Origin of the sequence: Flavobacterium sp. ARAG 55.4 (assembly GCF_051846875.1) — a bacterium.
GTDB lineage: Bacteria > Bacteroidota > Bacteroidia > Flavobacteriales > Flavobacteriaceae > Flavobacterium > Flavobacterium plantiphilum.
This window is the reverse complement of record NZ_JBPYCT010000009.1, coordinates 133,039-155,298: the sequence shown is the minus strand read 5'-3', so window position 1 is coordinate 155,298 and position 22,260 is coordinate 133,039. Positions and strand designations below refer to the sequence as shown.

Genomic DNA, 22,260 nt, shown 5'->3' with positions numbered 1-22,260 from the left:
AAAGCCTTATAGTGTTTTTCTAATTTTATTACTCCAGCTAAAGCTTGAGGCAATTTAAAAAGAAAATATTTTAATCTATAAAAAATAAGCCAACACAATTCCTAAAACAATCATCGAAACTTTGGCAATATTAAACTTGTGTCCTTCGCTGCTTTCGAAAATAATAGTCGAAGAAATATGAAATAAAATTCCGATAACCACAGCGGTAATTTCGTTATGGAAATTGCTTAGCCCTGTAAGATAATCTGAGGCAAATGTGCCTAATGGTGTCATTAATGCAAAGCTGAGCATGAAGGCAAAAATGGCTTTTTGATTCAGATGTGAATTGATGAAAAAAGTAGTCAGAATAATGGCAATAGGAAGGTGGTGAATAGCAATCCCGATGGCTAAATTATCATGATGATGTCCTACGGGAAATCCTTCCAGAAAGGCGTGAATGCAAAGACTAATAAACAACAACCAGGGAATATGAGTCATGTTAGGATGTCCGTGTACGTGACCATGCTCAGCACCTTTTGAGAAAAACTCTAAGATGATTTGGAACAAAATCCCAAGCATAATGCAAATTCCAATATTGCTGTTGTGACTTTCATAAACATCCGGTAATAGATGCATGACGGTAAGTGAAAGCAAAAACGAACCACTAAAAGCCAGTAATAGTTTTAGATTGGTTTTGTTTTTTGGTTTGATGACCAAAGCAATAATATATCCAAGGAGTACCGAAAGTAATGGTAATAGATAATTCATTTAATTTAGCTGAATTGTTTAATTGTTTAATCATTTAACGGTGAATTTGTTTATTCGATGAAACGATTAGACAAATTAACAGTTAAACCTATCAATCTATTTAAAAATAAGAATAAGTCGTTCACTTTCTGTTTTGTGGAATTTTTTTAGTTTGTAATCCCCAAAGATATCCAAAAGATAAATTCCTGCTTCTTCCATCATGGATTCAAAATCCTGTAGAGTCAGGGCTTTTACTTTTTCGGTAAAATGATAGCTATGACCCTGGTCTTCAAAATCAATTTCTTTAAAAATATGTCCGTCTTTTACATAGCGTTTGATATGAAAATCAATACCATCAACGGTTTTTACTTCTTCAGGAACCAGTGTATTGATAACCTGATATACATTCATGAAATCAATTACTGCAAACCCATATTCAGACAGGCTGTTTTTGATGGCTTTTAAAGTCGTTAAATTGTCATCGTCATTTTCAAAATAGCCAAAACTGGTAAACAAATTAAAGATAGCATCGTATTTTTCTTCGAATGCTTCGCGCATGTCATGGACTTTAAAATGCAGGGTTTCATTGGAGCTTTTGCTGGCTTCTGCAATACTGTTTTCGGATAAATCGGCTCCTATAACATCAAACCCCAACTGGTTTAAATAAATGGCATGACGCCCTTTGCCACAGGCTAAATCCAGGACTTTTGCGTTTTCGGGAAGATTTAAATAATGCGTTAAATTATCCATAAAAAGCTGCGCCTCGTTTTCATTTCGTTCTTTATAAAGGATGTGATAGTAGGGAGTATCAAACCAGGAACTGAACCAGGTTTCTTCCGGTTGAGCCTGATTTGGAATAGTGGTTTTTTGCATTGCAGACATTTATTCTTTTCAATTATTTCTATCCCGCAAATTTAGTGTATTTTTGTGGAAATATACTATTTCAGGTTGTTTGTAATATAAACAAGGGCGAAAGCGAACTGGCATAGCAATTTAATTATTGGAATTTAAAAGAGAAATGGAAGAAAATTTTAAGATGATTGCCAAAACCTTTTTTGGTTTTGAAGAAATATTAGCTGCCGAATTGAAAAATTTAGGAGCACAGGATGTAGAGCAAGGTGTAAGAATGGTAAGCTTCAAAGGAGATAAAGGATTTATGTATAAAGCCAATTTGTCTTTGCGTACCGCATTAAAAATATTGAAACCCATTTATTCTTTCAGAGCCAATAATGATCAGGCCTTATATAAAGGTGTTTCGGGAGTTAACTGGTCTAAATTTATTAATGCCAATCAGACTTTTGTAATTGATGCAACAGTGCATTCCGAATATTTTAATCATACAGAGTTTGTTTCTCAAAAATGTAAAGATGCCATTGTGGATCAATTCAGAGAGCGTACAGGGCAACGTCCAAGTATAGATAAAGTACATCCTGATTTGCGAATTAACATTCATATTGATAAAGACCAGGTTTCGGTTGCTTTAGATACTTCTGGAAATGCACTGAATCAACGTGGATACAGAACCGCAACTAATATTGCTCCAATAAACGAAGTTCTGGCTGCCGGAATCCTGTTGCTCTCGGGTTGGGATGGACAAACCGATTTTTTAGATCCTATGTGTGGTTCAGGAACTTTTCTTGCCGAAGCAGCAATGATTGCCTGTAATATTCCGGCAAATATTAACCGAAAAGAATTTGCTTTCGAAAAATGGAAAGACTGGGATAATGATTTGTTTGACAAAATTACCGATAGTTTGCTTGGGAAGGTGCGTGAGTTTCATCATACCATAAAAGGCTATGATAAAGCACCAAGCGCAGTGAATAAAGCCAAAGATAATATCAGAAATGCCAATTTAGAAGAATATGTAACTATTACGGAGGAGAATTTTTTTGATACAGAAAAAACATCGGAAGCTAAACTTCATATAGTTTTCAATCCGCCTTATGATGAGCGTCTGGATATTCACATGGAAGAATTTTATAAAAATATAGGAGACACTTTAAAACAAAGTTATCCGGGAACCAATGCCTGGTTTATTACAGGAAATCTGGAAGCTTTAAAGTTTGTAGGCTTAAGGCCTTCCCGAAAAATAAAATTATTCAATGCCGGACTAGAAGCACGTTTGGTAAAATACGAAATGTATGAAGGAAGTAAAAGAACGAAGTTTCAGAGAGAAAAAGAATAGTGTTTGCTGATGAAAAAGTAAGCTGTAGGATACAAATCAGAGCTTAGGAAAATAAATAAAACAGAAAATAGTACTATGAGTAAATTACAAGTAAGAGCATTTTTATACCAGCTGGGAACTTTTGCCAGTTTGTTTATATTATCACGTTATTTAATTCATCAATATGCGGGACTTACCGGTTTTTGGGAACCTTTTGCAGCATTTGTGATAGCGACTTTTGTAGGGCCTAAGTTTCAGGCGGTGAAAACTAAAGATGGAGAAAAACTATTTATGAAATGGGTTTTTTCTAAAAACATAAAAGAGATAGGATAAAATAAAAAATGCCACTGGAAATAGTGGCATTTTTAGTATAATGTTTTTCTAAATTAGAATTGGAATCTGATACCTAAAGCGATGTCCGGACCAAAATTATCTCCAGAATAGTTGTCAGAAAAATACAACTCAGGTCTGATATCTAATGAAAGTAAGATAGGCACTTCAGGAAAGTTGTATTCAATACCAAGGTCACCAGCAACAAATGCAAATGTTTTACTGTCGTCACCTCCTGGTCCATTGTTGTCAATACTCCAGTTTCCAACACCACCACCAACACCGGCGTACCAGTTGAAACCGCCGTCAATATTCCAAACCCATTGGTAAATACCTGTTAGTTTAAAGGCATCAACATTTTTGCTGTTTCTCCAGCCTAAATCTAACTCTAATCGGTTGTTATCAGACAATCCTCTTTGGTATGAGATTTCTCCTCCAAAACCGTCATTGTCACCTAAACGTAAACCTAAAGCATTTTTTGAAATTTCTTGTGCTTGTGTGCTGAATGCTAATCCCATTAGCATAAAAGCTGATAAAATGATTTTTTTCATAAATAAAGTTTTGTTATTGCAAATCTACAATTAATATCAAACGGAAAGTTTATTATATAATTATATGTTGTTATATAATTTCCACTTTTTTTTATTAAAAAATCATTAAAATTAACTTATTTTGAGAGAATGATAGAGGCAATAAGTTGTTCTCCAGTGAGTTGTTCTTTTTCTGCCGGGTTTTCCAGTAAACTATAATTGGATTCCATGTAACGAAATAGTTTCCATTTTTTTCTGTTGTATTCTAAAGCGGTTAAGTTTTCGACCCAATCCCCCGAATTCAAGTACGTTATTGAACCGTTTTTATTTGATTTTTTCAAAATTTTAGGCTCATGAATATGACCGCATAACACATAATCGTATTTGTTTTCAATGGCTATTTCAGTAGCAGTTTCTTCAAAATCCGAAATATGTTTGACTGCTTTTTTTACACTGGCTTTAATCTTTTTTGAAAATGAATACGGTTCGCGCCCCATTTTTTTTAAACACCAATTAAAAAAACGATTGATTAAAATTAAATAATCATAACCTAATCCACCTAATTTTGCAATCCATTTAGCGTGATTAACAGAAGCATCAAATACATCACCGTGAAATATCCAGGCTTTTTTATCGTCTAATTCTAAGACTAGTTTATCGGCCAGAATAAAATTTCCCATATTCATTTCGGTAAATTTTCGAAGCATCTCATCGTGATTTCCTGTAATGTAATACACTTTAGTACCCTTAGAAGCAAAACTGATAATTTTCTGGATTACTTTTAAATGAGATTTAGGGAAATAAGATTTTCTAAATTGCCAGATATCAATAATATCACCATTTAATACTAAAATATTTGGTTTTATTGACAATAGATAGTTGTACAGCTCTTTAGCGTGGCTTCCGTAAGTTCCTAAATGAACATCAGAAATTACAACTACTTCAACTTTTCTTTTTTTCAATGGATTTACAAATTTATTGTTTTGCAAATTAAGCTTGTAAATACGGATTAATGTTAAAGTTAAGGTTAATAAATAGTGTGTTGTATGTAAATTAAATGGTTATTTTTTATTGCAGAATGAAATCTTTAAATCATTAATTTTTAAAGCTAAAACTAAAATGGTACTTTTGTTCAAAATTAATTATAATGGCAGGAAATAGCTACGGAACCCTATTTAGAATAACCACTTTTGGAGAATCACACGGTGAGGCTTTAGGAGGAATCATTGATGGTTGTCCATCAGGAATTGCATTAGATTTTGATGCGATTCAATTAGAAATGTCAAGAAGAAAACCAGGACAATCCGCTATAGTTACCCAACGAAAAGAACCGGATGATGTGCAGTTTTTGTCCGGAATATTTGAGGGAAAAACTACAGGAACTCCTATTGGTTTTATTATTCCGAATACCAATCAAAAATCTGATGATTATTCGCATATAAAAGATAATTACAGACCCAGTCATGCTGATTATGTGTATGATCAAAAATATGGTTTTAGAGATTATAGAGGTGGCGGACGAAGTTCAGCACGTGAAACTGCAAGCAGAGTAGTAGCAGGAGCTATTGCCAAGCAAATGTTAGCAGATATTAAAATTCATGCGTATGTTTCAGCCGTAGGACCTCTTACTTTAGATAAACCATATCAGGATCTGGATTTTTCTAAAATAGAAAGCAATCCGGTACGTTGTCCGGACGAGGAGATGGCAGCTATAATGGAAAATTATATTAAGCAAATTCGTAAAGAAGGAGATACTGTAGGTGGTGTGGTGACTTGTGTTATTCAAAATGTACCTGTAGGTCTGGGAGAACCTGTTTTTGATAAATTACATGCCGAATTAGGAAAAGCAATGCTTTCTATTAATGCGGTAAAAGGTTTTGAATTTGGAAGCGGATTTGAAGGTTCTAAAATGAAAGGAAGTCAGCATAATGATTTGTACAATGCTGATGGGACTACCAGAACCAATCTTTCCGGAGGAATTCAGGGCGGAATAAGCAACGGAATGGATATTTATTTCCGTGTCGCTTTTAAACCGGTAGCTACGATTATGCAAAAACAGGAATCACTGGATAATAAAGGGAATATTACTGAAATGACCGGAAAAGGACGTCATGATCCTTGTGTTGTTCCCCGTGCCGTACCTATTGTAGAAGCTATGGCAGCCATTGTATTAGCTGATTTCTATTTAATAAATAAAACGTATTAATAACTAATCGTAATGATTTTTTCTTATTTTTACCCCCGAAGAGGTAAAAACGTTGAATAATTCTTTTGGAATTTGCTAAAACGCTTATAATAATTTAAAGCTCCTCTTTTTTTAAGAGGAGCTTTTATTTTTTACTGATAACTTAAATATTATGATATGAAGAAAAAGCTCGCCTTGCATTGGAAAATTTTAATCGGTATCATACTGGGGTTGCTTTTTGGATTATTAATGAAAAATTTAGAGCTAAATGCTCTGGTTATAGACTGGATTAAACCATTTGGAACTATTTTTATCAATTTATTAAAAGTAATTGCTGTTCCTTTAATTGTAGTGTCTCTAATTGTAGGACTGGCAGATTTAAAAGATATTTCTAAATTATCACGCTTAGGCGGAAGAACAGTTTTGTTTTATTTGGGAACAACTGTTTTTGCAGTTTCTACCGGACTCTTATTGGCTAATATCATAAAGCCGGGAAGTTATATTAATGCAGAAGCCAGAGAAAGTTTGCTAACGAGTTTTTCAGGTGATGCTTCGCAAAAAATTGAATTAGCCCAGAAAGCTAAAGAAAACGGGCCACTCCAGCCTTTGGTTGATATTGTACCGGATAATTTTTTTAGAGCATTGACTGAAAATGCAAGTATGTTACAGGTAATTTTCTTTGTAGTGCTTATAGGAATTGGTCTGATTTTAATTGAAGAAGAAAAAGCAAAACCCGTAGTTGCTTTTTTCAAAGGGATGAATGATGTAATTTTAAAAATCATCGACATTATTATGTTATTTTCCCCTTATGGTGTGTTTGCACTGATGGCTTCTTTAATGGTCGAAATTCCCGGTTTTTCTACTTTAGGAGCATTGATTATCTATGGATTGACGGTATTGTTGGGTCTGTTGCTAATGATTTTTATATTCTATCCAGCTTTATTAATGGTATTTGCCAAGGTAAATCCAATACAGTTTTTTAAGGCGATAGCTCCTGCACAATTATTGGCATTTTCAACAAGTTCAAGTGCTGCCACACTTCCTGTAACGATGGAGTGTGTAACAGATAAGTTAGGTGTTGATGAAGAGGTTTCAAGCTTTGTATTGCCTTTAGGAGCAACGGTCAATATGGATGGAACCAGCTTGTATCAGGCTGTAGCGGCCATTTTTATTGCTCAGGCCATGCTCCCGAATCCTTTGGATGTTGCCACTCAGTTAATGATTGTAGTTACCGCTACTTTAGCATCTATAGGTTCAGCTGCCGTACCTAGTGCCGGCATGGTAATGCTGGTGATTGTATTGGGGCAGGCTGGAATTCCGGAAGCCGGTTTAGCACTGATTTTTGCAATTGACAGACCATTGGATATGTGCAGAACTGTAGTTAATATTACCAGCGATGCTACAGCAGCTACAATTGTCGCAAAATCGGTTGGGAAGCTGAATCCAAAACCTGAAATATAATTATAAAAAAAAACCGTAAAATAGTTGAACTAATTTACGGTTGATAACACAAACTGTTTTTTAATACCAGCGTTTTTTATTCTGTTTTGAAGCGTTTGATTTTCTGGATTTATGAGCAGCACCGCTTCGGTTTGAGTTTTTAGGCTTTGTTTCGTTAGTGTTGTCAGGGCTTCCCGCATGCCATGGATATGGATGATCTGTAATGGTTTTTACATCAACTTTTATGAGTTTTTGAATGTTTTTCCAGTATCCGTGTTCATCTTTTCCGCAAAATGAAATTGCAATTCCGCCATTTCCTGCACGGCCGGTTCTTCCTATCCGGTGTACATAGGTCTCGGGGATATTAGGTAAATCAAAATTGATTACATAAGGCAACTGGTCAATATCAATTCCGCGTGCTGCAATATCGGTAGCAACAAGAACGCCAACTTCCTTGTTTTTAAAAGCATCTAATACTCTTTGTCTCGCATTTTGCGATTTATCTCCATGAATAGCTTCGGCAGCAATTCCTTTTTTACGCAAAGCTTTTACCACATTATCAGCTCCATGTTTTGTTCTTGAAAAAACTAAAACATCAGTTAGATTTTCATTCTGAAGTAAGCTGTATAAAAGGTTTCTTTTTTCTCCTTTTTCAACAAAATAAACACGTTGTTCTACATTTTCTGCTGTAGAAGAAACAGGTGAAACCGTTACAGTTTCAGGATTAGTCAAAAACATTTCGGCTAATTCTCTTATCGCAATTGGCATTGTAGCCGAAAAAAACAGTGTTTGTCTGTTTTTAGGAGTTAGTTTTACAATTTTCTTTACATCATTTACAAATCCCATATCAAGCATCTGATCCGCTTCGTCCAGCACTAAATTATGCAAATGATCTAAATTGATGAATCCTTGTTTGTGTAAATCCAACAATCTTCCGGGAGTTGCAATTAAAATATCAACACCTTTTTTTAGTGCATCTACCTGAGGATTTTGAGAAACACCGCCAAAAATGGTAAGCTGTGTCAAATTAGTATATTTAGCATAGGTGTCAAAGCTTTGCCCTATTTGTACAGCCAGTTCTCTTGTAGGAGTTACAACTAAAGCACGAATTTGCTTTGTCTTTTTTGATGAACCCACAATGCGGTGCAACTGATGGATAATGGGTATGGCAAAAGCAGCTGTTTTTCCGGTTCCTGTTTGTGCACAACCTATCAGATCATTTCCGGCTAAGATAAGCGGAATTGCTTGTTCCTGAATAGGTGTGGGAGTTGTATAGCCATGTTCGTGCACGGCTTTCTGAATACTTTTTGAAAGTGATAAATCTTCGAATAACATAAGTTTGATATTAATTAGCGCGTAATAAGTTACAGCGATAAGTTTGGCAAAGATAGCATTATTATTCCTGATGCTTGTTAATGCCTGTTTTTACTTCTGATAAACATAACTCAATCAAATAGTATTTTCTTTCAGGGCTTTATTTGAATTGGCTTTTATAAAATCGGTTACAAGATACCCAATAAGTTTCCCTATTAAATGGTTGTTTTTATCTACGTCTAATTCAGGTGCGCCTTCGCAAATGTGTAAATAGCTGGTGTTTTTATTTTTAGCAAAAAAAGAAACAAATTGACGTAATTCTTCTACCGAAAAACCACTTAATGTCATGGCACTGCTGGCAATATTAGGTATGGCGTCTAAATCAACTTCAATTCCAAAATGATCTGTTTTGATAAAATCCAGAGCCTGAATCATTTCTTTTTGAAAATCTTTTTCTTTTCGGATATTGATACTGTCATAGGTATTGTAACGCACTCGGTCTTCTGTTTTTTTAATAATATCCAGAACACTTTTAGAAGTATAGTTTTCGTGTAAACCAAAAACAAAATATTTTTTCAGGAAACCTTCTTCATAGGCATAAGAAAAGCCGTTTCCGCTGTGACGTCCTTCTAAAATTCTGAAATCCGAATGTGCATCAAAGTTTATTGCGTTTACCGGTTTTCCTTTTGCAAGAGCAGTTCCTTTAATATTTCCGTAGGCATTATTGTGTCCGCCACCAATAATAATGGGAATTTTTCCCAGTTTAACGATGCTGAAAATGATATGAGAAACATCTTTGTCTATTTTTTTGACTAACTGGCTTAGCTTTACACGATCATCCATGTGGTTAAAATCCAGATTTTCTACCTCTTTCATTTCCTCCTGAACATTAATCTGTCCTAAAACAATGATTTGGTTTCCTTTGCAAAAACGATTGTGCTGAATGTTTGCAATACTTTTAATCGCTTCATTCCAGGCAGAAGCAGCACCCGGTCTGCCATAATTTGCGCGGATTCCTATATCTTCTGGAATCCCTAATAAAACATATTTTGCATCAGTGTTTTTTATAAATGAAATAGGATTGGCACCCACGGGTACTGTGAGCATTTTTTCTCCAAATTTAATTTCTCCACTTCGATGGTTAGTGACTTTGGCTAGATTGTTAATTGTAAATGGCAGAAACTTTTCCATGTAAAAGAAAATTTTTTACCAAAAATAATATAATTTCCTTACTTACGTTATATGTTAAATATATATTGTTAAATTTGGGATTATTAAAATTGAAAAAACGTTAAAAAAATGGAAAACAAACAAAGTAGTTCAGGTCTAAAGGCAGTTATTGCTGTGCTGGCAGTTTTATTGGTTGGGAGTTTAGTTTATATTTTTAAAATATCTTCGGATACCGAAAAAGTACAAACAGTACTAACAACTACCGAAACGGAAAAAGAGTCCGTAATGAAAGATTTAGAACAGTTGAAAGCAACCTATGATGCTGCGATTGCCGAAAACACTTCAATGTCTGACGAGTTAATTCAGGAAAGAGACAAAGTAGTTAACCTGATGGCTGAAGTAAAGAAGTCTAAGGGAGATGTTTCTGCTTTTAAAAACCAGATTAATCTTTTACAAAATAAAATGAAGGCCATGATGGCTGAAAATGAAGGATTGAAAAATCAGAATAAAGTCTTAAAAACACAACGTGATAGTACAGCAGTAATTTTGACAGAATCTAAAAAATACAACGAAGCGCTTGTAGGTCAAAATGACGAATTAGCTAAAGTAGTTGAAAAAGGAGCGAAACTAACCGTTTTAAATATTCAGAGTTCTGCGTATAAAGTAAGAAGTTCAGGTAAAGAAATAGAGACGGAGAAAGCAAGACGTACTAATATGCTAAAAATTAGTTTTACAATTGCCGGAAACCAAATTGCGCAATCAGGCGATAAAACGTATTATGTACAGGTTATCGACGGTAAAAACAATGTTTTAGGCGAAAAGAAAAACATCAGTTTCGACGGAAAAGATTTGACTTATAGTTTTACAAGTACTGTAAAATATGAAAATAAAACAGTTCAGGTTTCAGAAAATTTACCGGGAAAAGATTTTGCTCCGGGTACTTATTATGTAAATATTTTTGATAAGGGAGAGCTGGTTTCCAAATCAAGTTTTACTTTGAAATAATCCATTATATTTTATATAGAAAAGAGGCATTTCATTGAAATGCCTCTTTTTTTTATGTAAAAATGTTGAAATTTTATTCTTCTTCGCCTTAGCATCATTTGATTCTTTTCCTGAATTTTTTTTGTACTCAATTTAATTTATAGTAATTCTTTTCTTGGCTTTCAGGCTATAAAATAATAAACGAGATTGATACCAATGTTATATAATTTTAGTTTTATTTTTAATAAAAAACTGTAATTCAATTAATTAACTTTTATTAAAGAAAGGTTTAACATCGTCTGTTTCTGCTGGTCCTATGAAATAGCTAATTTTAGACTAATCAAATTAATAACATTTTAAAAATTTAGAATTATGAAAAAGAATATAGCCATATTAGCAACAAACGGTTTTGAAGAATCAGAATTATCATCGCCTAAAGCTTATCTTGAAGAGCAGGGATGGAATGCAGATATCATCAGCTTAAAATCAGGAACAATCAAAGGATGGAAAGACGGTAATTGGAGCAACGAATATAATGTTGATGTAGTATTAGATCAGGCAAATGAAGCAGATTACGATGCTTTAGTTCTTCCGGGAGGAGTTATAAATCCTGATTTATTGAGAAGAGAAGAGGCTGCCGTAAATTTTGTACGGGCTTTTTTTAAAAGTAAAAAACCAGTAGCGGCTATTTGTCATGGTCCTCAGATTCTGGTAGATGCTGATGTTTTAGAAGGTCGAAAAGTAACTTCGTTTTTCTCAGTAAAAAACGATTTGAAAAATGCCGGAGCACATTGGGAAGACTCAGAAGTAGTCGTAGACAATGGATTGGTGACCAGCCGAAATCCTAATGATTTGCCCGCTTTTAATAAAAAAATGGTGGAAGAAATTAAAGAAGGAAAACACGAACGTCAGACAGTGTAAGATATTTTGATTATACATCAAGTTATAAGAAATGCAAGATCAGTTTTTTGGTCTTGCATTTTTTTGTAATTCCCAGTTTAGAAAAAAATATGTAATTCCCTGGACCGGAAATAAGAGGTTGGAGCTACAAGGATAATAATCTAAAGGTTTAATTACGATATCTCTGACTTTGAAATAATCCACTAATTTTATTGAAAGAGGTATTTCAATCAATGAAATGCCTCTTTTTCGCTTTATCTAAAACGGTAAAATATTATTCTTCTTCTCCTTCGTCTTCAGCTGAATCATCTGATTCTTCCTCATTAGATTCAAATTCGAAAAAGCTAAAAATAGAGCCGCCGTAACTTTTCTGAAAAGAAAAATTGATTAAGTGATCTAATTTGGTGTATTTGGAATGTTCAATAATCATCATTCCTTCTTCATTCAAAATATTTCTTTCAAAAACCAGTAAAACTACTTTTTCAAAAGTGGCTTGGTCTAATCCGTAAGGTGGATCGGCAAAAACAATATCATAAGAAGTATTGCATTTTTCCAGGAACTTAAAAACATCACTTTTGGTTGCGGCAATAGGAAAATCATATTCGGCAGCCGTTTGTTTAATAAATTTTACACATCCAAAATCACCATCAACTGAAGTAATCGGAGAACTTCCTCGGGAAGCAAATTCATAACTGATATTCCCCGTTCCGGCAAATAAGTCCAGAATTTTTAAACCATCAAAACTAAAATGATTGTTTAAAACATTGAACAAAGCTTCTTTAGACATATCGGTAGTAGGACGAACAGGCAAACCTTTTGGTGGATTTATGCGTCTTCCTTTGTATTTTCCTGAAATAATTCTCATGAATTGAAAAGTATAAAATGATTTCTGTTTTCGGCCTCAGAAAAATAATTGTTCCATCGCAAATCTTCGACATCAATAAGTGAAACATTGCGAATGTATTTATAAGCGATTTTGTAAAATGGACTTTCGGCGGTGATATTTCCAATCAATTCCAAAGGAAAATTCTCAGGATTCATATGGAGTTGTTCGGCAGTGAACAGCATATAATAAATAAAATCTTCGGGAGTCTGGTATTCAAATGAATTGAACAAAAGTAACTTTTGATTTTGGATAACTATGATTTCAAAATGACCGGAATTAAAATGAACTATCATTTTTTTTGTATCAATATTTTTAGAAGCATCTAATAATTTAGTGACTAAAATACTGTTGGCGTGTTTGTAATCGAAAGAGCCAAATTTATCTATAAAAAAATTATTCATATTCACATACGGAATATAAACAGCATTGATTCCGTAATTGCTGATTTCGTCAAAAGCAAAAAAATCAGTTTCAAAAACCTTAGTATTGTATTGCAGATAGCTGCCTAAATAGTTTTCGTCAAAAAGAGGTTCCGGAACAAAAGTAGATAATGTATTATTGTGTATAACAAGGATATCATCATATTTTTCATTGAGTTCAGGATATTCTTCAAAAGCATTGGCAAACAATTCTTCTATCTTTAGGTTTTTGTCAAAATTGTCAAAATGGATTTCTCGGAATAAAGAAACGGTATTGTTAAGGGTGTCAAAACAGCAAAAAGAAAGTCCGCTCAGTGAAACCTGAATGGAGAGTTTTTTATATTTCTTTTCGGTAATGTCCATTAATGAAGATTTTTTCTGAATGGCAAACTTACAAATTTTAATGCCAACACCAATAATACACATTGAAAGTTTTACCACAAAGTGTCTCAAAGCAATCGCAGAGATTCGCTAAGTTTTTATAACCGCATATTTCATAAATAAATATAAAAATCGAAATACTTATATGTACTTTATGCTTTTAGCTTTTGTATATAAACCATTTCAAAAAAAACTATCTTTGAACTTAAAATTCTAGTACATGATTTCCTCCCAGTTTTACAGTCTTTTAAAAAATAAATTTCCGTTTTCACCTACTTACAATCAGGATATTTTTTTTCAGAAGATTGCCATCTTTTTGACAGAAACTACTAATGACAGTATTTTTGTGCTTAAAGGATATGCGGGAACGGGAAAAACTACCGTAATTTCTACCATTGTAAATAATCTTTTAGAAATAAATAAAAAGTATGTTTTACTTGCACCAACAGGACGTGCGGCTAAGGTAATTGCAAACTATTCAGAGAAGCCTGCTTTTACCATTCATAAAAAAATTTATTTCCCTAAAAAATCTTCCGGGGGCGGAGTAACGTTTACATTACAGCAAAACAAACATAAAAATACCATTTTTATAGTCGATGAAGCCTCGATGATTTCAGATGTGGATTCTGATTCAAAAATGTATGTCAATGGTTCCCTGCTTGACGATTTGATTTCGTATGTTTATTCAGGAACCAATTGTAAAATGATTCTGCTGGGCGATACTGCTCAGTTACCGCCGGTAAATTTAGATATCAGTCCGGCTTTGGATATTCGTACCTTGAGTATGAATTATAATAAAGAAGTAGATTCTATTGAGCTTGATGAGGTAATGCGTCAGGAGGAAAGTTCCGGAATTTTACATAATGCCACTGAACTCAGGGAATTGTTGAAAGATTCTTTTATTACGGATTTTCAGTTTAATGTCAGAAAGTTTAAGGATATCGTACGGTTAATTGACGGTTATGATATTCAGGATGCTATTAATTCGGCTTACAGTAATTATAGTATTGAAGACACGGCTTTTATTGTTCGTTCGAATAAAAGAGCCAATCAGTACAATGAGCAAATCAGAACAAAAATTCTGGATAAAGAAAGCGAACTCTCCACAGGTGATTTCCTGATGGTAGTCAAGAACAATTATTTTTGGCTGAAAGATTCTGATGAAGCCGGTTTTATTGCCAATGGTGATATTATTGAAATTCTGGAGATTTTTAGTATCAAAGAATTGTACGGATTTAAGTTTGCCAATGTTAAAATCAGAATGGTGGATTATCCCAACCAGAAACCATTTGAAACCGTTTTATTATTAGATACTATAAAAAGTGAATCTCCATCATTAACGTATGAAGAATCTAACCGTTTGTATCAGGAAGTTTTAAAAGATTATGAAGGCGAAACCAAATTTAAGCAGTTTCAGAAAGTAAAAGCTAACGAATATTTTAACGGACTTCAGGTGAAATTTTCTTATGCCATTACCTGTCATAAATCACAAGGAGGACAGTGGAATACCGTTTTTATAGAACAGCCTTATTTACCTAACGGAATCGACCGGGATTACATTCGCTGGTTGTACACAGCCATGACACGTGCTAAAAACAAACTGTATTTGATAAATTTTAAAGATGAAAGTTTTGAGGAATAAAAATAAGCTGATAAATAATATCAGCCTATTTTAAGGATTTTATTGTTCTAATTCTTTCTTCAAAAACTTCGCAGTATAGCTTTTTTTGACTTTGGCTACTTCTTCAGGAGTTCCTTTAGCCACTACTGTTCCGCCGCCTTTTCCACCTTCGGGACCAATATCGATAATGTAATCGGCTAGTTTGATAACATCCATATTATGTTCAATAATCAAAATTGTATTGCCTTTATCGACTAATTTATTGATGACTTCCATTAATACTCTGATGTCTTCAAAATGCAGTCCGGTAGTAGGTTCGTCTAATATATAAAAAGTATTTCCGGTATCTTTTTTAGACAATTCACCCGCCAGTTTGATACGTTGTGCTTCTCCGCCGGAAAGCGTGGTACTTTGCTGTCCCAGTGTAATATATCCCAAACCAACATCCTGAATGGTTTTTACTTTGCGGTAAATTTTAGGAATATTTTCGAAAAAAGGAACTGCTTCATCAACCGTCATGTCTAAAACATCCGAAATAGATTTTCCTTTATAGCGAATTTCCAGTGTTTCACGGTTAAAACGTTTGCCCTGACAGCTCTCGCATTCTACATACACATCCGGAAGAAAGTTCATTTCTATCGTACGCACACCGGAACCCTGACAGGTTTCACAACGTCCGCCTTTGACATTAAAACTAAAACGACCCGCTTTGTAACCGCGTATCATACTCTCAGAAGTCATCGTAAACAAGTTCCTGATTTCCGAAAAAACATCGGTATAGGTTGCCGGATTGGAACGCGGCGTTCTACCTATCGGACTCTGGTCTATATCAATCACTTTATCGATATGTTCCAGTCCTTCAATTTTTTTGTAAGGCTGCGGTTTTTTTACCCCATTAAAATAATAAGTATTTAAAATAGGGTAGAGTGTCTCATTTATTAAAGTCGATTTTCCGCTTCCGGAAACTCCCGTAACGCAGATCATTTTTCCTAAAGGCAACTCAATAGTAACATTTTTTAAGTTATTTCCGGTTGCACCGCTTAGTTTTAGAAATTTTCCGTTTCCTTCCCTGCGTTTTTCAGGGATATCAAATTTCATTTTCCCGTTTAGATATTGCGCAGTAATTGTATTGGATTTCAATGTTTCGGCAGGAGTGCCTTTACTAATGATTTCGCCACCAAATTTCCCCGCTTTTGGTCCAATATCAATGACATAATCGGCACGTTCAATCATGTCTTTATCATGTTCAACTACGATTACCGAGTTCCCTATATCACGCAATTGTTCAAGAGAATGAATCAGTTTTTCATTGTCTCTTTGATGAAGTCCGATGCTGGGTTCATCTAAAATATAGAGCACACCCACAAGCTGTGAACCAATTTGTGTCGCTAAACGGATGCGCTGTGCTTCTCCTCCCGAAAGGGATTTTGAACTTCGGCTTAAAGCCAGATAATCCAGACCTACATTCATCAAAAAGTCTAATCGGTCTTTGATTTCTTTAATCACTTCAGAAGCGATTCGTCGTTGTTTGTCAGATAAATGCGAGTCTAATTCCTGAAACCATCTGGTTAAATCAGAAATATCCATCGCACACAATTCGGCAATATTTTTTTCGTCAATTTTAAAAAAAAGTGCTTCTTTTTTTAAACGGGAACCTTCACAAACAGGACATTTTACTTCATCCATAAAATCTTTAGCCCAACGTTTTATGCTTGTGGAGCCACTTTCATCATGCTGATTTTTTATAAAATGTGCGATTCCTTCAAAGTCTATTTTGTAATCTCTGGCAACTCCTAAATCCTTAGAATTGATGGTGAATTTTTCTTTTCCGCCATTCAGAATCATTTCCATTGCTTCTTCAGAAATACTTTCGATGGAATCCGTAATTTTGAAATTATATTTTTGTCCAATAATTTCCAACTGCTTAAAAATCCAGGACGATTTGTATTCGCCCAAAGGCACAAAACCACCTGCTTTTATCGATAATTTAGGGTTTGGAATTATTTTTTTAACGTTGATTTGATTTACTGTTCCTAATCCGTTGCAATGTTCACAGGCGCCTTTTGGAGAGTTAAAAGAGAATAAATTAGGTTCCGGATTCTGATAGGATATTCCTGTTGACGGACACATTAAATTACGGCTGAAATAGCGCACTTCATTCGTATCCTGATCCAGAATCATTAATACATTTTCACCGTGATGCATGGCTGTATTGATACTTTCGCTCAGGCGTTTTTCATTATCCGGAGTGGCTTCAACAACCATTCTGTCTACTACAATTTCGATATCATGGGTTTTATAACGATCCAGTTTCATTCCCGGAGTGATATCGAGAATATCACCATTAACACGAACTTTTAAAAAACCCTGTTTGGCAATTTGCTGAAATAATTCGCCATAATGTCCTTTTCTGGCTCTGATAACCGGAGCGAGAATATTGATGCGTTTGTTCGTGAAATTCTCAATAATCAAATCTTTAATTTGTTCATCGGAGTAGGAAACCATTTTTTCGCCGGTATTGTAACTGTAAGCATCAGCTCCACGGGCATACAGCAAACGCAAAAAATCGTATATTTCAGTTATAGTTCCTACGGTAGAACGCGGACTTTTGGATGTCGTTTTTTGCTCTATCGCAATAACAGGAGACAATCCGTCAATTTTATCTACATCAGGACGTTCCAGACCTCCTAAAAACTGTCTGGCATAAGCAGAGAATGTTTCTACATAACGACGTTGTCCTTCGGCATAAATAGTGTCGAATGCTAAAGATGATTTTCCGGAACCCGAAAGCCCTGTTATGACAACTAATTGTTCACGGGGTATGGAAATGTCAATATTTTTAAGATTGTGTACTCTGGCACCTAAAACTTCAATAGTATTGTCTTTATCTAACATAATTTTTTGCTGGTTGCTTCTTTCATCGCAATGACAGCAAAGTTACTATTTTGATTTATTTTATCTGATAGAACACTATGGAAGATTTTGTTAAAAAGGAGTTTAGGTCTTATATTTTTGCTAATTATTCATTAACACTGATATTGTTGTTTTTTAATATTTCAAAAAATTTATCTTCCTTGCCTTCTCTTTTTAAATTCTCGTAAATTCGTTGTATTAATGTTCCGGCATCAGTTCGGTAAGGAGATTTTATTTCGGTATAAATAGTATAAGCTTTGCATAAATTATCCAATCCGTTTTCCTGATCGTTGAGATTAAAAGCATATACATTTCCAATACCATAATAAATTTCAGGATTTTTAGAGTCCAGTTCAGCTAATTTTTTATAGGCATCAATAGCTTTATAAAATTCTTTTTTATATTGGTAAGCCACTGCAATATTTTGTAATGGCATTGCGCCGTTTGGATCTATTTCTAATGATTTTTGATACGCAAGAATGGCATTGTCAATGTCATTCAATTTGCGATAAGATAGTCCCATATTGTCATAAGCGAAAGCAAATTCAGGATCTAAAGCGATTGCCTTCTTGTAATATTCAATAGCTTCTTTATCGTTTTCTTTTCTGGATGCAGCAATTCCAAGATGATATGCCTTCATTGCATTCTCATTTTTAGAAATAGACTTTTCGTTTAAAACATCATTAACTGTTAAGGTTTCTTTTAAGGCACCACAATTATCCATCAGATGTTTTTCAATAGTACTGTAATTTTTTTTATAATCAGTAGAATTTTTATCAGTATTGAAATTAATATTGATTTCTTTGTTTTTAGTATTGTCGGATAGATTTATATTTTTCAGGCTTAAACCAATTTGGTATGCAGCTGTGACATTATCGATACACCTGCTGATTTTAGAAGCAATAATTTTTGTTCTCACATCTCTGGTAGGGATTGAATCAATACAAAGACAGGCTTCATTTGATAATTCTTTTAATAATTCGTCTGAGTTGAGTGTTGCGTTTTTATCTTGTGAATATATAAAAGAACAGCAGCAAAGAAATAAACTGAGTATAGGTTTTTTCATCATAAAAATATTAGAAATCAAATCTAATATTTTTTTCAATACTAAAATGATTTGTAGTATAAATTTTTAAATTGTAATAAAAAAACGCCAACAATTAAGTTAGCGTTTGGTTTAAATATTCAGGAATTAATTTTATTCTTATTCAATGGTCATCGATTTCAATTTACTTCTGTACGCTTCAAGCGCAGCAGATTTAGAGATAAATCCAAAGTATTTTTCATCCTTGATTACAGGTAAATAGGTTGCTTTTGTTTTTTCAAACTTATTCATTACTGTTTCCATGCTGTTAAAAGGATAGACAACATCCAGCGGCTGAATCATAATATCTTTTACCAAGGTATATTTAACCCGGTACTTATTAAATATAATTTCTCTGATGTTATTAAAATTAACGATTCCCAATAAATGATTTTCGCTGTCCACTACTGCAAAATAAGTTTGGTTAGAATGCGAAATTAAATCTACCAGTTTTTCTAAATTATCATTAGGAGAAAGCGTTAAAAAATCAGTCTGGATGATTGTATTTGTATCTAAAGTAGACAGTACATTGTGGTCTTTATTGCTGGTAAAAGCATGTCCTTTTTTGACTAATTCTTTTACATCCATAGAATGTTTTTCAAATTGTTTTGAAATCGCAAAACTAATAGAAGCTACTATCATTAAGGGTAACATAAGGCTGTAACCTCCTGTGATTTCTGCAATTAAGAAAATAGCAGTTAACGGCGCATGAAATAATCCGCTTAATATTCCGGCCATTCCTACCATAGTAAAATTACTTATAGGCAGGTTTGTTAATCCGGTAAGGTTGATGAATTTTGAAAAAACAAAACCTACATAGGATCCCACAAAAAGGGAAGGAGCAAAGTTACCTCCGTTTCCTCCTGAACCTAAAGTGATTGCGGTAGCAAAAACTTTTATCATCATCGTAACGCCAACAAAAGCAAGTAGAACCCAGCTGTTGTCCTTAAAGCTGCTAAAAAGAGTATTTTCTAATATTTCTCCGGGATTGCTTTCAGCAAGAACTTTGATACTTTCATATCCTTCTCCAAAAAGTGTTGGAAAAACAAAAATCATAACGGCCAGAATAGAAGCTCCTATCAAAGCTTTCTTATAAGGATTGATTTTTAATCTATGAAAAAAGTGTTCTGTTTTTTGGAAATTTCGTGTAAAATAGATAGAAATAAATCCCGTTAAAATTCCCAGCATGATATAAAAAGGAATTTTATGATAATCAAATTCCTGTTGTTGTCTGAAGTTTAATAATACCGCTTCGTCAAGTATAATTTCAGAAACTAAAGCACCGGTTGCCGCAGCAATCATAATAGGTGTAAAAGCAGAAATACTCACATCAACAAGTAAAAATTCGATTGCAAATAAAACACCTGCTATAGGAGCGTTAAAAGCAGCGGCGATACCGGCAGCCACTCCGCAACCTATAAGGAGAGTACGATCTTTGTATGTTAATTTATATTTTTGAGCATAATTAGAACCAAAAGCAGCACCTGTAACCACAATAGGACTTTCTAAACCTGCCGATCCTCCAAGACCTACCGTTAACGAGCTGGTCATGATATGTGCATACATTTGTTTTCGGGGAATGATACTTGCTTTTTTAGCTACAGCATATAAAATTTGGGGTGTTCCTTTTTCAATCGAACCTCCTAAAAGTCGTTTTACCACTAATACAGTAAGTAATAAACCTGCAATAGGTAAGATACTGTTTATGAAACTTAGTTTTAAAATTCCATTAATATACGTGGCAAAAGTATAAACCCAGTGGGCAAAAGTTTTTAGCACAATTACAGCAAAAGCAGCAGATATGCCTACTAATACACTCGATAGAAAGATAAATTGCTTTTCTGTTAAGATAGATTGTGCCCAATCAATTATAATTTCTAACTTAGAAAGATATTTTTTGAACATTTATGCTTTATTTTTTGAGTGAACAAATTTACTATTATTTTAAGGATGTTATAAGTTTTTTACCGCTTCTTTTTTACTTAAAGGTTTTAGTTTGCTGTTTTCCACAAAAAGAATTACCTGATCAGGATTTGTTTTAGCATATTCCCGTAAGGACCAGCCGATGGCTTTCTGAATAAAAAATTCTGTTGAATTTTCATGTTGCTGACAAATTGCTTTCAGTAAATCAAAATCCGTTTTTTCTTTGTAGCCCAACTGAAATAAAATAGCACTCCGATTAAGCCAAAGGTTATCTGAATTTGAAAATTTTTCAATGGTATTTTCCACAGCATCGGGAAATTCCAGCAGATATTGCCCTAAAATATATTTGGAAATAGTATCCACACTATCCCACCAGGAATTAGTGGTGATTAGTTTTTCGATAAAACGAATATCTGATTTTTTATAATTTCCTTTAGATTCTTTGATTACAATCTCTATAGCGCAATAGTGCAGTTCCCGCTGTTTTCGGGTGTAAAGTTCAGTTGCTGTATTTTGAATATTATTTTTGATTTCCTCTTTATGGGTGTTCCAAATTTCTTGAAGAAGCAGTCTTCTGTCAGTAGTTTTTATTCCATAAAAGGCAAAATGATTTTTCATATACTTAGCCATAGCCAGACTATTTTGAATGTTTTCATGAGTCTGAAAAGCAGTTTCTAACTGATTTATAAAAGCCATTTTTTAAAGTGTTGTTAGTTTTTGCGTAGAGTAAGTACGAAGTTCTTCAAAGAAAACAGTAAATTCCTGTTCAAAATCTGTGTAATGCTTTTTAAGCTCTTCTGTGGCAAAACGCATATTGGATTGATTATTAGTCCGCCTATCCATCTGACTCAAAATCTGATCAATTCCGGCAATCGACTGATAGCTTAAAAGCCAATTTTGTTTTTCCATATACGGAAGCAATCCTTTTGTTTTTTCACTGAGTAAATCATGATTTGTGTGCAACGACTGATAAAACCGGTTAATATATTCTTTCAGATTTTCATCAGAATACATCTTCCAGTTTTTTGCTAAAAAGTGATCGTAAAATATGTCAACAATTACACCTGCATAATGATGATAACGCTCATGCAGACGTTTGGTACTTTCTCTGAAAACCGGGTGCGCATCAGTAAAAGTATCAATGGCACGATGCAGGAGTATTCCTTTTTGAATTTCTTCAGGGAAATTTTCAAACTGTTTGCCACGAATACCATCTGCCATGAAATTGCCAATTTTTATAAAGTCATTATTACCCGAAAGATAGATGTGTGCTAAGAAATTCATTCGTCT

Annotated in this window: 20 protein-coding genes; 7 read left to right on the top strand and 13 right to left on the bottom strand. The window is 34.0% G+C overall.

The window, feature by feature from the left end; translation table 11 throughout:
• Positions 1-75: 75 nt before the first annotated feature.
• Complete coding sequence (locus tag ACSV4D_RS11500) at positions 76-747, bottom strand: ZIP family metal transporter (RefSeq protein ID WP_408081926.1); 672 nt, start codon at positions 745-747, stop codon at positions 76-78.
• Positions 748-843: 96 nt separating this feature from the next.
• Positions 844-1,608, bottom strand: a complete 765-nt coding sequence (locus ACSV4D_RS11495) for a class I SAM-dependent methyltransferase (protein WP_408081925.1) — start codon at positions 1,606-1,608, stop codon at positions 844-846.
• 136 nt (positions 1,609-1,744) lie between these two features.
• Between ACSV4D_RS11495 and ACSV4D_RS11490 the strand changes: the two genes are divergently transcribed.
• Together ACSV4D_RS11490 and ACSV4D_RS11485 are read left to right on the top strand one after the other, a co-directional pair.
• Complete coding sequence (locus ACSV4D_RS11490) at positions 1,745-2,911, top strand: THUMP domain-containing class I SAM-dependent RNA methyltransferase (protein ID WP_439228392.1); 1,167 nt, start codon at positions 1,745-1,747, stop codon at positions 2,909-2,911.
• A 75-nt stretch (positions 2,912-2,986) separates the two neighbouring features.
• The gene (locus ACSV4D_RS11485) at positions 2,987-3,223 is read left to right on the top strand and encodes a hypothetical protein (protein ID WP_408081923.1); all 237 of its coding nucleotides are present in this window, start codon (positions 2,987-2,989) and stop codon (positions 3,221-3,223) included.
• A 53-nt stretch (positions 3,224-3,276) separates the two neighbouring features.
• Here ACSV4D_RS11485 and ACSV4D_RS11480 read toward each other — a convergent pair whose 3' ends face one another.
• On the bottom strand, positions 3,277-3,771 hold the full coding sequence (locus ACSV4D_RS11480; protein ID WP_408081922.1) for a hypothetical protein: 495 nt from the start codon (positions 3,769-3,771) through the stop codon (positions 3,277-3,279).
• Between the two features lie 116 nt (positions 3,772-3,887).
• Positions 3,888-4,712 (bottom strand): UDP-2,3-diacylglucosamine diphosphatase, encoded by an 825-nt coding sequence (locus ACSV4D_RS11475; RefSeq protein ID WP_439228391.1) that lies wholly within the window; start codon positions 4,710-4,712, stop codon positions 3,888-3,890.
• 185 nt (positions 4,713-4,897) lie between these two features.
• On the opposite strand from ACSV4D_RS11475, the gene aroC reads away from it, so the two are divergent.
• Entirely contained in the window at positions 4,898-5,956 is a 1,059-nt protein-coding gene (gene aroC, locus ACSV4D_RS11470; protein ID WP_439228390.1) for a chorismate synthase, read from the top strand.
• A 156-nt stretch (positions 5,957-6,112) separates the two neighbouring features.
• Positions 6,113-7,396, top strand: coding sequence for a dicarboxylate/amino acid:cation symporter (locus ACSV4D_RS11465; protein WP_408081919.1), 1,284 nt, complete (start codon positions 6,113-6,115; stop codon positions 7,394-7,396).
• Positions 7,397-7,456: 60 nt separating this feature from the next.
• On the opposite strand, the gene ACSV4D_RS11460 is transcribed toward ACSV4D_RS11465, so the two are convergent.
• Entirely contained in the window at positions 7,457-8,710 is a 1,254-nt protein-coding gene (locus ACSV4D_RS11460; protein WP_439228389.1) for a DEAD/DEAH box helicase, read from the bottom strand.
• A gap of 114 nt (positions 8,711-8,824) precedes the next feature.
• Entirely contained in the window at positions 8,825-9,880 is a 1,056-nt protein-coding gene (locus ACSV4D_RS11455; RefSeq protein ID WP_408081917.1) for a formimidoylglutamase, read from the bottom strand.
• Positions 9,881-9,988: 108 nt separating this feature from the next.
• Here ACSV4D_RS11455 and ACSV4D_RS11450 point away from each other — a divergent pair, with 108 nt between their 5' ends.
• Together ACSV4D_RS11450 and ACSV4D_RS11445 are read left to right on the top strand one after the other, a co-directional pair.
• Positions 9,989-10,864, top strand: coding sequence for a hypothetical protein (locus ACSV4D_RS11450; protein ID WP_408081916.1), 876 nt, complete (start codon positions 9,989-9,991; stop codon positions 10,862-10,864).
• Positions 10,865-11,215: 351 nt separating this feature from the next.
• The gene (locus ACSV4D_RS11445; RefSeq protein WP_408081915.1) at positions 11,216-11,764 is read left to right on the top strand and encodes a type 1 glutamine amidotransferase domain-containing protein; all 549 of its coding nucleotides are present in this window, start codon (positions 11,216-11,218) and stop codon (positions 11,762-11,764) included.
• 253 nt (positions 11,765-12,017) lie between these two features.
• Here ACSV4D_RS11445 and ACSV4D_RS11440 read toward each other — a convergent pair whose 3' ends face one another.
• Positions 12,018-12,608 (bottom strand): RsmD family RNA methyltransferase, encoded by a 591-nt coding sequence (locus tag ACSV4D_RS11440; RefSeq protein ID WP_408081914.1) that lies wholly within the window; start codon positions 12,606-12,608, stop codon positions 12,018-12,020.
• A complete protein-coding gene (locus ACSV4D_RS11435) occupies positions 12,605-13,411 on the bottom strand; it encodes a DUF3822 family protein (RefSeq protein WP_439228388.1) in 807 nt (268 codons plus the stop codon). Before ACSV4D_RS11435 ends, ACSV4D_RS11440 begins: the two co-directional genes overlap by 4 nt.
• Before the next feature lie 238 nt (positions 13,412-13,649).
• Here ACSV4D_RS11435 and ACSV4D_RS11430 point away from each other — a divergent pair, with 238 nt between their 5' ends.
• Positions 13,650-15,071: an ATP-dependent DNA helicase gene (locus ACSV4D_RS11430; protein ID WP_408081912.1), complete on the top strand. Its 1,422-nt coding sequence runs from the start codon at positions 13,650-13,652 to the stop codon at positions 15,069-15,071.
• A 39-nt stretch (positions 15,072-15,110) separates the two neighbouring features.
• Here ACSV4D_RS11430 and uvrA read toward each other — a convergent pair whose 3' ends face one another.
• The 5 genes from uvrA to ACSV4D_RS11405 all read right to left on the bottom strand — a co-directional run bounded on the left by uvrA (position 15,111) and on the right by ACSV4D_RS11405 (position 22,254).
• Positions 15,111-17,945, bottom strand: coding sequence for an excinuclease ABC subunit UvrA (gene uvrA / locus ACSV4D_RS11425; RefSeq protein WP_439228387.1), 2,835 nt, complete (start codon positions 17,943-17,945; stop codon positions 15,111-15,113).
• 124 nt (positions 17,946-18,069) lie between these two features.
• On the bottom strand, positions 18,070-19,068 hold the full coding sequence (locus tag ACSV4D_RS11420; protein ID WP_439228386.1) for a tetratricopeptide repeat protein: 999 nt from the start codon (positions 19,066-19,068) through the stop codon (positions 18,070-18,072).
• A gap of 99 nt (positions 19,069-19,167) precedes the next feature.
• Entirely contained in the window at positions 19,168-20,952 is a 1,785-nt protein-coding gene (locus tag ACSV4D_RS11415) for a chloride channel protein (protein ID WP_408081909.1), read from the bottom strand.
• A gap of 48 nt (positions 20,953-21,000) precedes the next feature.
• On the bottom strand, positions 21,001-21,666 hold the full coding sequence (locus ACSV4D_RS11410; protein WP_439228385.1) for a DNA alkylation repair protein: 666 nt from the start codon (positions 21,664-21,666) through the stop codon (positions 21,001-21,003).
• A gap of 3 nt (positions 21,667-21,669) precedes the next feature.
• The gene (locus ACSV4D_RS11405) at positions 21,670-22,254 is read right to left on the bottom strand and encodes an ACP phosphodiesterase (protein WP_439228384.1); all 585 of its coding nucleotides are present in this window, start codon (positions 22,252-22,254) and stop codon (positions 21,670-21,672) included.
• Between the last annotated feature and the right edge of the window lie 6 nt (positions 22,255-22,260).

Bases quoted from the DNA above. Each gene is read 5' to 3' on its own strand.
- ACSV4D_RS11460 (WP_439228389.1), bottom strand. From the start codon at position 8,710: ATGTTATTCGAAGATTTATCACTTTCAAAAAGTATTCAGAAAGCCGTG.
- ACSV4D_RS11435 (WP_439228388.1), bottom strand. From the start codon at position 13,411: ATGGACATTACCGAAAAGAAATATAAAAAACTCTCCATTCAGGTTTCA.
- ACSV4D_RS11455 (WP_408081917.1), bottom strand. From the start codon at position 9,880: ATGGAAAAGTTTCTGCCATTTACAATTAACAATCTAGCCAAAGTCACT.
- aroC (WP_439228390.1), top strand. From the start codon at position 4,898: ATGGCAGGAAATAGCTACGGAACCCTATTTAGAATAACCACTTTTGGA.
- ACSV4D_RS11495 (WP_408081925.1), bottom strand. From the start codon at position 1,608: ATGTCTGCAATGCAAAAAACCACTATTCCAAATCAGGCTCAACCGGAA.
- ACSV4D_RS11465 (WP_408081919.1), top strand. From the start codon at position 6,113: ATGAAGAAAAAGCTCGCCTTGCATTGGAAAATTTTAATCGGTATCATA.
- ACSV4D_RS11405 (WP_439228384.1), bottom strand. From the start codon at position 22,254: ATGAATTTCTTAGCACACATCTATCTTTCGGGTAATAATGACTTTATA.
- ACSV4D_RS11480 (WP_408081922.1), bottom strand. From the start codon at position 3,771: ATGAAAAAAATCATTTTATCAGCTTTTATGCTAATGGGATTAGCATTC.
- ACSV4D_RS11500 (WP_408081926.1), bottom strand. From the start codon at position 747: ATGAATTATCTATTACCATTACTTTCGGTACTCCTTGGATATATTATT.
- ACSV4D_RS11410 (WP_439228385.1), bottom strand. From the start codon at position 21,666: ATGGCTTTTATAAATCAGTTAGAAACTGCTTTTCAGACTCATGAAAAC.
- ACSV4D_RS11430 (WP_408081912.1), top strand. From the start codon at position 13,650: ATGATTTCCTCCCAGTTTTACAGTCTTTTAAAAAATAAATTTCCGTTT.
- uvrA (WP_439228387.1), bottom strand. From the start codon at position 17,945: ATGTTAGATAAAGACAATACTATTGAAGTTTTAGGTGCCAGAGTACAC.
- ACSV4D_RS11485 (WP_408081923.1), top strand. From the start codon at position 2,987: ATGAGTAAATTACAAGTAAGAGCATTTTTATACCAGCTGGGAACTTTT.
- ACSV4D_RS11445 (WP_408081915.1), top strand. From the start codon at position 11,216: ATGAAAAAGAATATAGCCATATTAGCAACAAACGGTTTTGAAGAATCA.
- ACSV4D_RS11490 (WP_439228392.1), top strand. From the start codon at position 1,745: ATGGAAGAAAATTTTAAGATGATTGCCAAAACCTTTTTTGGTTTTGAA.
- ACSV4D_RS11415 (WP_408081909.1), bottom strand. From the start codon at position 20,952: ATGTTCAAAAAATATCTTTCTAAGTTAGAAATTATAATTGATTGGGCA.
- ACSV4D_RS11450 (WP_408081916.1), top strand. From the start codon at position 9,989: ATGGAAAACAAACAAAGTAGTTCAGGTCTAAAGGCAGTTATTGCTGTG.
- ACSV4D_RS11440 (WP_408081914.1), bottom strand. From the start codon at position 12,608: ATGAGAATTATTTCAGGAAAATACAAAGGAAGACGCATAAATCCACCA.